At 34.1% G+C, this 9,058-nt stretch carries 8 protein-coding genes; 1 reads left to right on the top strand and 7 read right to left on the bottom strand.

The genetic code is table 11. The features are described 5' to 3' along the window. Window positions 1–788: 788 nt before the first annotated feature. The gene (locus tag AC1Q5Z_RS15605; protein WP_492445794.1) at window positions 789–1,673 is read left to right on the top strand and encodes a helix-turn-helix domain-containing protein; all 885 of its coding nucleotides are present in this window, start codon (window positions 789–791) and stop codon (window positions 1,671–1,673) included. Between the two features lie 119 nt (window positions 1,674–1,792). Here AC1Q5Z_RS15605 and AC1Q5Z_RS15600 read toward each other — a convergent pair whose 3' ends face one another. The 7 genes from AC1Q5Z_RS15600 to ureG all read right to left on the bottom strand — a co-directional run bounded on the left by AC1Q5Z_RS15600 (window position 1,793) and on the right by ureG (window position 9,028). Further along, window positions 1,793–3,019, bottom strand: coding sequence for a RidA family protein (locus AC1Q5Z_RS15600; protein WP_492445792.1), 1,227 nt, complete (start codon window positions 3,017–3,019; stop codon window positions 1,793–1,795). Between the two features lie 62 nt (window positions 3,020–3,081). After that, window positions 3,082–3,888 (bottom strand): DUF2490 domain-containing protein, encoded by an 807-nt coding sequence (locus tag AC1Q5Z_RS15595; protein WP_492445791.1) that lies wholly within the window; start codon window positions 3,886–3,888, stop codon window positions 3,082–3,084. 12 nt (window positions 3,889–3,900) lie between these two features. After that, window positions 3,901–5,958, bottom strand: a complete 2,058-nt coding sequence (locus AC1Q5Z_RS15590; protein WP_492445790.1) for a TonB-dependent receptor — start codon at window positions 5,956–5,958, stop codon at window positions 3,901–3,903. Between the two features lie 5 nt (window positions 5,959–5,963). Next, window positions 5,964–6,848 (bottom strand): urea transporter, encoded by an 885-nt coding sequence (locus AC1Q5Z_RS15585; RefSeq protein ID WP_492445788.1) that lies wholly within the window; start codon window positions 6,846–6,848, stop codon window positions 5,964–5,966. Between the two features lie 33 nt (window positions 6,849–6,881). Next, window positions 6,882–7,580, bottom strand: coding sequence for a hypothetical protein (locus AC1Q5Z_RS15580; protein WP_343586956.1), 699 nt, complete (start codon window positions 7,578–7,580; stop codon window positions 6,882–6,884). A 7-nt stretch (window positions 7,581–7,587) separates the two neighbouring features. After that, a complete protein-coding gene (locus tag AC1Q5Z_RS15575) occupies window positions 7,588–8,385 on the bottom strand; it encodes an urease accessory protein UreD (protein WP_343586959.1) in 798 nt (265 codons plus the stop codon). Between the two features lie 4 nt (window positions 8,386–8,389). Continuing rightward, window positions 8,390–9,028, bottom strand: coding sequence for an urease accessory protein UreG (gene ureG / locus AC1Q5Z_RS15570; RefSeq protein ID WP_144213159.1), 639 nt, complete (start codon window positions 9,026–9,028; stop codon window positions 8,390–8,392). Between the last annotated feature and the right edge of the window lie 30 nt (window positions 9,029–9,058).

The following is a 9,058-nucleotide window of genomic DNA, read 5'->3' as shown; positions in this document are numbered from 1 at the left end:
CTTATTCTTTATGTTCTGAAATCTCTTCCAGAACGGCTGTCAATTCAATATGTCTACGAACGTGTCTTTATTTCTTCATCGCTTGTGTTTCAAAGCGGATGCAAAAGTAGAACCTTTTTCCGCTTATGCAAGCTTTTTTTCAAAGTATTTTCAATGTTTTTTAAAACTTTTTCTTAACTAACTGATAACATATAATTTAAATTCTAAAAAAAAACATCATTAGTAAAGATTTTTCTTACTTTTTAAATTTAAAGCAAAATAGCATTAATAAGAAAGTATCTTTTATGAAGGCAAAATCAGGACAGAACTCCTTATTAAGTCAATAAAACATGAAACAATCACTCTTTTTTTAATAAAATTTAAAACTGTTGCAAAAACAATCGAATTAGCTAAGGCTTTACAACTTTAAAATTAATGCTTAATATTACTGAACTTAATGCTTCTTAATATAATTAGAATCTAAATTTCATTGTATCTATTACTAAAACCACATAAATCCCTTTATCAATTTGTAAAATAAAATAGTCCAAAATATATTTTATTATATCTTATAATATATAATACATATAATTTTTAAATGAAACCACTTTATCAAACGCAAAACCAGATGAAGTCTCTCAGAAGACACTATTATATAATTAAAGAGAATATCATAATTATAGATAAATATAACTTAACTTAGTGTTTAAATTTGAGTCCTATAATTTAGTTTTAAAAATCAACCACTCATCTCAGATCACAATCAAATATATAATGCTTTTACATCTGTGTTACAAAATCAAGTTTGAATGAAAAATAATCCCAAACTAATTAGCAATTATGAGTACAAGAAATTCTTTCTTCCAGATATAACAACTCACAATCTCTTTAATAACTCCAACGTACAATTGTATCGAATTGAGAATTACTTAAAGAAAATTGTAATACCTGTTAATCCATATCAAACAACTTTTAACTTTCTGATTTTTGTGACAAAGGGATATGTAAAGCAACAATTAGAAACTTCTGTTTTTGAAATTAATGCCAATCAGGCGTTGAGTATTAAACAAGGAAATTTTACAGCTACATTAGAATTATCAGACGATGTTGAAGGTTTTTTTGTTATTTATGAAAATGAGGTTGTTACAGAAATTGCTTTAAGCACAAGTGATTTAAATTTCTTTTACAGCTCGCCTTTTTCGATTTTAGATCCTAATAAAATTAATTGGCTTATTCGCTTATTCGAATTGCTGGAAGAAGAATTAAATGAAGCCGAGCACATTGATGCAATCACAATCGCACTTCTTCAATCGGCATTATTAAAAATTATACGTACCGAAAATACCGATAACAAATCGCTTAATCGAACAAGTTTTATCTCTTTTCATTTTAGAGAGTTGGTGCAAAAGAACCACATTCAGCATAAAAACATCGATTTCTATTCAAATCTCTTAAAAATATCTGATAATTATTTGAACAAATGTGTTAAAGAAACTACTGGAAAAGCCCCAAAACAATGGATAAATGAAATTACAATTCAGCATAGCCAGATTCTTTTACAGGATAATTCGAAAGAAATTGCTGAAATAGCATTTGAGTTGCATTTTCAATCGCCTTCTTATTTTTCGCGTATGTTTAAAAAAGTGACAGGAGAGTCACCTTCTGATTATAGAACAAAGTTTTTAAAATATTAGGTTTTACAGTTAATTCATAAAAAACGAAAACGCTTAAACAGGATGTTTAAAAATCCTGTTATAAGCGTTTTTTGTCTAAAAAAGACTCTACTTAAAAAATATAAATTTTAGCTTATAAATTAAGCTGGTGTACCTTCACTATTAGAAACAACAGCATCAACTTGAATTAAAGCATCCTTCGGAATCACCGAAACTCCAATTACGGTTCTTGCTGGTAAATCACCACTGAAAAATGAAGTATAGATTTCATTTACAGCCGTAATATCTGCAACATTTCTAAGCTGAATGTTTACTTTAACAATGTCATCCATTTTGTGGTCGATACTTTCTACAATTGCTTTGATATTGTTTAAACATTGTACTGCTTGCTCTTTAATGCCGCTGCCTACTATTTGATTGTTTTCTGGAACCAAAGGCAATTGACCTGCAATATGATTGTAATGTGAATAAGCAACTGTATGCGAATATGGAACTTTTGGTGCATTTTCTGTGTTATTTGCTTCAATAACTAGAAAACGTGCATCTTCTGGAAGCTGTGGAGGTGTTCCGTCACCATGTGAGACTGCAGTATCAATCTGCACTAAAGCATCCATTGGCAAAGCAGAAGCACTAACAATTGTTCTAGCTGGAACATAGTTTGGGAAGAATTTTGCTAAAACTTCGTTTACAACTTCAGCATCTGAAATGTTCTTAAGAAAAATTGTAGTTTTAACCACATCGTTCATAACATGTCCAATGCTTTCTAAAATGGCTTTAATATTTTCTAAACATTGTTCTGCTTGCTCTTTTACACCACCCTCAACAATTTTACCAGATTGCGAATCGATAGGCAATTGAGCTGAAATATTACTATAGTGAGAAAATGCTACATTGTGAGCGTGTATGCTCTTTGGCGCTTTTTCTGTGCTTCTAGTTACTTTAACAAGATCTAAAGCTTTTTGCGGAGTTGTTCCCTCTCCGTTTGAAATAAGAGCATCTATCTGAATTAAGGCGTCATCCAATGGCAGAGCTTCTACGGCAACAGTTGTGCGAGTTGGAAGATTGCCTTTAAAGAATGTTTTGTACACTTCGTCTACTGCTTCTATATCAGAAATATTCTTTAAGAAAACAGTTAGTTTTACTGCATCATCCATAACATGGCCAATACTTTCTACAATTGCTTGAATATTTGTCAAGCATTGTTTTGCCTGCTCTTTAATATCGTCACTAACAATTTCTCCCGTTTTAGGATCGATAGGCAATTGCGCCGAAAAATTGTTGTAATGAGAAAACGCTACAGTTTGCGTTGAAAATGGGCTTTTTGGCGCATTTTCTGTGTTTCTCGAGTTCTTTTTAATTTCGCTCATAATTTATTTGTTTTTCTGTTTTAATTATTACTTTTTTATGGACTAGTCTTGCTATTAACTTATCATGCCCCAAAAGGATTTTTCCAAATTACATCTAAGGCTAAATAATTCACATCTGAAACATCAGATCCTTTACCAATGAGGTTATACATATAACCTACATCGAAAATAAATGGAATTTCATGTGGAGTAAGTGAGTAGTAAAGAGTGAGTCGGCTTTCTTTATAATCAAATTTTGACCATTCCTTTTCTGGTTCATTTTCTTTACTGATTGCAAAAAGAACTTCGGCACCTCCTATAATATGATGTGTTTTAGTGCTTCCTAAATCTAGGCTTAGCTGTGTTTTAAGACGTGTACGTAGCTGAAAACTCTCTTCGGTATTACTAAAATCAGGATTGAAAAATTTCCTAAATTCTTGTCTTATCGTATTTTTCCATTTCAGTCCATTGCCTTCTGTGATATAAGAATAACGGCCGTATACTCTAAATTCCTGTTCAATTGCAGGATTCAATTCCTCATAAGGTGCTTCAGAATCGTAATTATTAGATCTTCTGTAGCTAAGCGCATACGAATATTCCCAGTTCTTGCTATAACGGTTGGAAATTTCCTCGTTGATTACCAGAATTGCCATTTTAGAAAATGGATTATTCTCATCTGGACTGCTCTTTAGTCCATAGCCTACATAAGTTGTCGATTCTTTTTGTTTAAGTGAATCTAAAGACTGTCTAACTCCAAAGGCAAACCAAGCTGCGTTTTTTCCTTCTCCTAAACCCGGTGGACTTAACTGTGCGTATGATTTATTACTAAATGTGACCACAAAAATGACCACTGCCAATAGCAATTTGCTTTTTGCAGACACGTTTTTCATATTTTCTAAGTTTTAAAATTTGTAGCTTATTCCTGCTTTTACAGCGAACGGAGTTCCGGGAGTAAAACATAATTCTGATACTGAACTAGCCTCGTCTCTAAGTCTGGTCTCTGTTTCAAATTGCGCTTCATTCCATTTGGTATTAAAGATGTTTTGAAACTGCATATTTAATTCCCAGTTTCTTTTTCCATAAGCCAAGACAAGATCATTAACAAAATAGCCTCGTGTTCTTACCGAATTGTCTTCTATGGCAGGACGCGAATCCATATAGCGGTATCTTAAATTTGCCGAGAAACCCGAAGGTAGTTTTACCGCTACACCTCCTGTGCTAGTAAGTGCTGGAACTAAAGGAATATAATCTTCTCCCTTTGGTTCATCAATATAACGCGCGTGAGCATAATTAAGATCTCCGTCTAGATATAACCAAGAAATTGGCTGATAACGTAAACTCAAATCAAATCCTAAACGTCTTGTTTTTCCTGATGGTTCTACTACAGCTTCGTCTCCAACATATACAAATTCCTGCTGCAAATACATATGCCAAATCGCTGGCTGAATGATCATATTGGCTGTTGGACGAAGAATAACTCCAAGATCACTTCCAAAAGAATACGGAAGAATGTCTTTTCCATCTTGCGCTACTACAACTCTGACGTCATTGGAATGAAATCCAAAACCAGATTTAATATACCATTGGACATTTTGGTTCTGTGTATACGAAATATTCAATTTTGGACTTAATCTAGCCGCCGAAGCTTCTTTCGCCGCAGGTAAACTAGCAAGACGATCATGTAGGCTAAAGGTAAAATAGTCTAACCTCGCTGATGGATTGATGAGCCATTTCCCTACTCTATAATCAAGTGAAGTGTAGCCATGAACATTGACTTCTGTAGCAGATCCATCAGATAATCTATCTAATAATAAATCACGCTGAAAAACATGGCTTAATTGTAAATCCTTGATATCATCAAAACGGAGTCCTGCTCCTGATGTCCAAGTCACATTGCTATTCTCAAATGCAAATCTTCGAATATATTTATTTTCTAAACCATAAATAGAACGATTATCTGTTTGCTGAATCTCATCTCCATAAACAGGATCATTCAGATAAAAAGTAAAATTCGAAAACAGATTAAAATTGTATTTTGAATAAAATAAATTGCTCGTAAACTCTTCATTCTCGTTGGCTAAATACCTATAATTTACTGCGAGATTTGTTCTCGATGTCCTTCCTCCTTCGGTTGGATCTATAGATCCCCATCTGCTTATAATTCCTTCTTCTACTGCTCTTTCAGGAATTTGTCCCGAAGCATTCCAGTTCGATGTAAAAGTAGATCCCAAAATAGAGATATATTGTTTTTCATCAATCCACTGGCTGTACTTCGCTAAAAAATTAACGCGTGTGAAATCCTGTTTGACATCAAACGGTCCATCGGTATAATTGAATTCGCCTGCTACATAGAAACTCTTATCTTTATTGTTTTTATCTAAAAGATTGAGCATTGTCACGGCACGCATGGTATTAAAAGAACCGCCTTCTATTTTGAAAAGATTATTCTCTAATTTGTCAAATGTGCTAAAATTTACATATCCTGAGGTATTAAAATCTCCTTTATCAGCATAATAAGCTCCTTTTCCAAAATCGATATCTTTGATTGTTTCTGGAATCAGAAAATGCAGATCGGCATATCCTTGCCCATGCGCATGTGAGACTATATTAACAGGCATTCCATCTGCCATCACACTGATGTCGGTTCCGTGATCATTATCAAATCCGCGCAGAAATATTTGTTCTGCCTTACCTCCGCCAGCATGCTGGGCAATAAAGAGTCCGGGAACTTTTCTCAATAAATCCTGCGCGGAATTAACTGGTGACATTTTTAAATCGACTTTCATTATCTTTTTTCTGAAATCGACGTTGTTTATCACTATTTTACTCAGATGCATTGTATCTGCTTCTGATTTATTTACTTCTAATTTGTTTGCTTCTGGCTTATTTGCTTCTTGAGCAAATCCATTCTGCACTGCTAACAATACTATTACAATTGCTGTAAAAAGTTTGTTTCTCATTATTATTATTTTTTTTCTACAATTGCCGTTTTATTTTCAAAACGGCCTACTATTTTTTTTAGGAATACAATTACCCACATCGATAAAACAAATGGAAACGTAAGTGTAATCCATCCGTTATGCATCATAAAAATGTCAAAATATGTTGCTATAATTACTGATAGCAATACATATAATCCATCTCTTGGTTTTGTTCCGCTGCATGCAATTCCGCATAAAACAGCGTTGAAACTAAACATTCCATCTTCTATTAATTTTACAGAATCCTGATCAAAATGTGCAATTGCTGCTGCAATTACTGCCGCTAGAAATCCGTATAAAGCTGCTGTGGGATTATTGAGAAAAACCCCAATAAAAAACAACAAACCTGCGGCAATAGTTCCCTGAAAAATCACTTCACTGTAGGCATGCGCTGCTACTGCAAAATCTTCAAGTTCCTTCATCTCTACATTAACTGCAGGAATTCTTGCAACCGCTAATCCAAAATGTTGGATACTCAATACTGCAACTACAGTAATAACAATAAAAGGAAAGGTGAAAAAGGGAATCTTTTTACGAATAGAAAATTCCATTAGTAATGTGCTTAGTATAGATCCTAAAACAAGTAAAAACCATATTAACGGACTTGTTTCAAAGAAGAAAACTAATCCTACTCCGACTAACGTTGCATTAAATCCGTATAAACCTGCCTTTATATTTTCGTCACTGAAATTGCAAATTTTTGCTGTCGCAGTACCGATTATTGAACTCAGAAAAGCGGCAACTCCCATCAAGATAGAATCATAAGATATCGCTATTAAAAATAACAAACCTGTCCAAGCGCTTTCTTGAAGCATGATTTGACCGATGCCTTTAAGCACAGTTTCTATTATTGTTTTTATTTTTTTCATTTATATATTTCTAGAATTGAAAAATTATTTGACTTACCAGCCTAAAAAGACCATCCCGACGCCACATGCTAAAACTACTGCTCCACTAATTGCTGGGGTATAACGTTCGAGCTTTTCTGTTTTGAAAAAAGAATATCCATAAACTCCCAAAAGCACCATGCCAAGCATAGTTAGAACTGTGCTTAATGTGAAAACACTAATAATTGTAGAAATTTCGCCAACAGAACGATTCAATCCTGAATAGAACAGCAAAGGAATTAACGGTTCGCTTGGGCCCATCACAAAAATGGCAAACAAAACCAAAGGCGTTACTTTTACTCGATTCGTAGGCATAACTACTTCTCCATGTTTATGCGAAAACACAAATACATCTTCGCCCATTACGTCAAAATGTTTGTGCGCTTTGTTTTTGTAAGCAGCCCAAATTCCATAGACAAGATAAATTGCTCCAAATAACAGCAGTGCCCAGCTTGCAACATTGCCTCTAAAATCTTGGAAAAATGTTATTTTATTGATTTGCCATCCTAAGAAAACTCCAATGAATCCTAAAACTACCGAACTCAGAATATGTCCGAAACCGCAAACTATTGTAAGCATAATTGTCTTGGACATACTCCATTTGCGAGATCTTGACAAAACAATAAATGGCAAATAATGATCGGGACCCGAAGCGGTGTGAAAAAAGCTGATGCTGATCGCTGTAATTGATAATGCTATTAAATTTGAATCCATAATCTGCTTAAATTTGTATTGCTACTTTTTGTTCCCAAAGCACATCTTGCACTTTTCTAAAGAAATCAAACATTTGTTCTCCTCCATGTCCTAGAATTCTAATGACAAAACCATTTGATTCTAATTCACTGATTCCAAACGCTACGTTTTCCAATCCTTCCAATTCTTTAAAAAAGAATTCGATATTCTCCTTCACATCCTCATTCCTTGTGTTTAAATAAACAAAAGTTCCTTGATGCGTAAAGCCTTCCAGTAAACCCATAGCTGATAAAGGCATAATATCAGGTCTTAATAGAACATTGTCTTTTAAAACCAGTCTATCGTGATGAAAAACCTCTAAAAGGTTTTGAAAATGAGCATACTTAAAAGTTTCTCCGTGGTGTTTACGTCCACAGGTAATAATTTCGCTTATCGTCAAATCACAATCATCTTCGATGTAAATCTTATTATGACTTTTAAATGTTGAGTCTTCATGAGGCACCACAGGATGAGGAACATACGAGAAAGAAGTTCCTTTTTCCATTTTGACATTCATGATCTGCGAAGCACTCCCATCCATATTAAACAATCGCTGATAGGATTGTGACTGCAATTGCAAACGAGCATTTTCTTTTACATTCACCTGTATATCATAGACGTCACCGCTTAAAATTCCAGGTGATGAACTCATGATCATCAAATAAGAAGCTCCATCAGATTTATACTGTCCAACAGGCATAATCCTGAAGGGCTGTGTCACGTATGCATCTCTTAAAAATGATTCCCCATCCCTTTCTTCTACTTCTATTTTTAGGGTACTTACCATTTGATTAACGAACTAAATTTGGTTCTTCAATATCTTCCAGCAATGCATATTTCTTGATCCAGCCAATAACTTCATCAATTCCTTCTGTAGATCTAAGGTTTGAGAAAACAAATGGCGCGCCTTTTCTCATTCTACGTGCATCGTTCTCCATCACTTCTAAACTTGCTCCAACATAAGGTGCTAAGTCAATTTTATTAATCAAAAGCAAATCAGATCTTGTAATGCCAGGTCCGCCTTTACGAGGGATTTTTTCTCCTTCAGCTACGTCAATTACGAAAATTGTTACATCGGCCAAATCTGGTGAAAAGGTTGCTGAAAGGTTATCTCCACCACTTTCAATTAGAATTAATTCGATATCAGGAAAGCGAGAAACCAATTCATCTACAGCTTCCAAATTCATACTAGCATCTTCACGAATCGCTGTGTGAGGACATCCTCCAGTTTCTACTCCAATGATTTTTTCTTTTGGCAGTAAACTGTTTTTTACCATAAATTCAGCATCTTCTTTTGTATAGATGTCATTGGTAATTACTCCTAAATTATAGTCGTTTAGCATTTTTCGGCTTAAACGTTCTAACAATGCTGTTTTTCCTGATCCTACAGGCCCAGCAACTCCTACTTTTACATATTTTCTAGTTTCCATTTCTTTATTTTTTTATTTTCTCTTTCTTCT

This window comes from Flavobacterium sp. GW823-FHT06G12, from assembly GCF_058794775.1.
The sequence above is the reverse complement of the archived record's forward strand: the minus strand, read 5'-3'. Positions and strand labels throughout refer to the sequence as shown.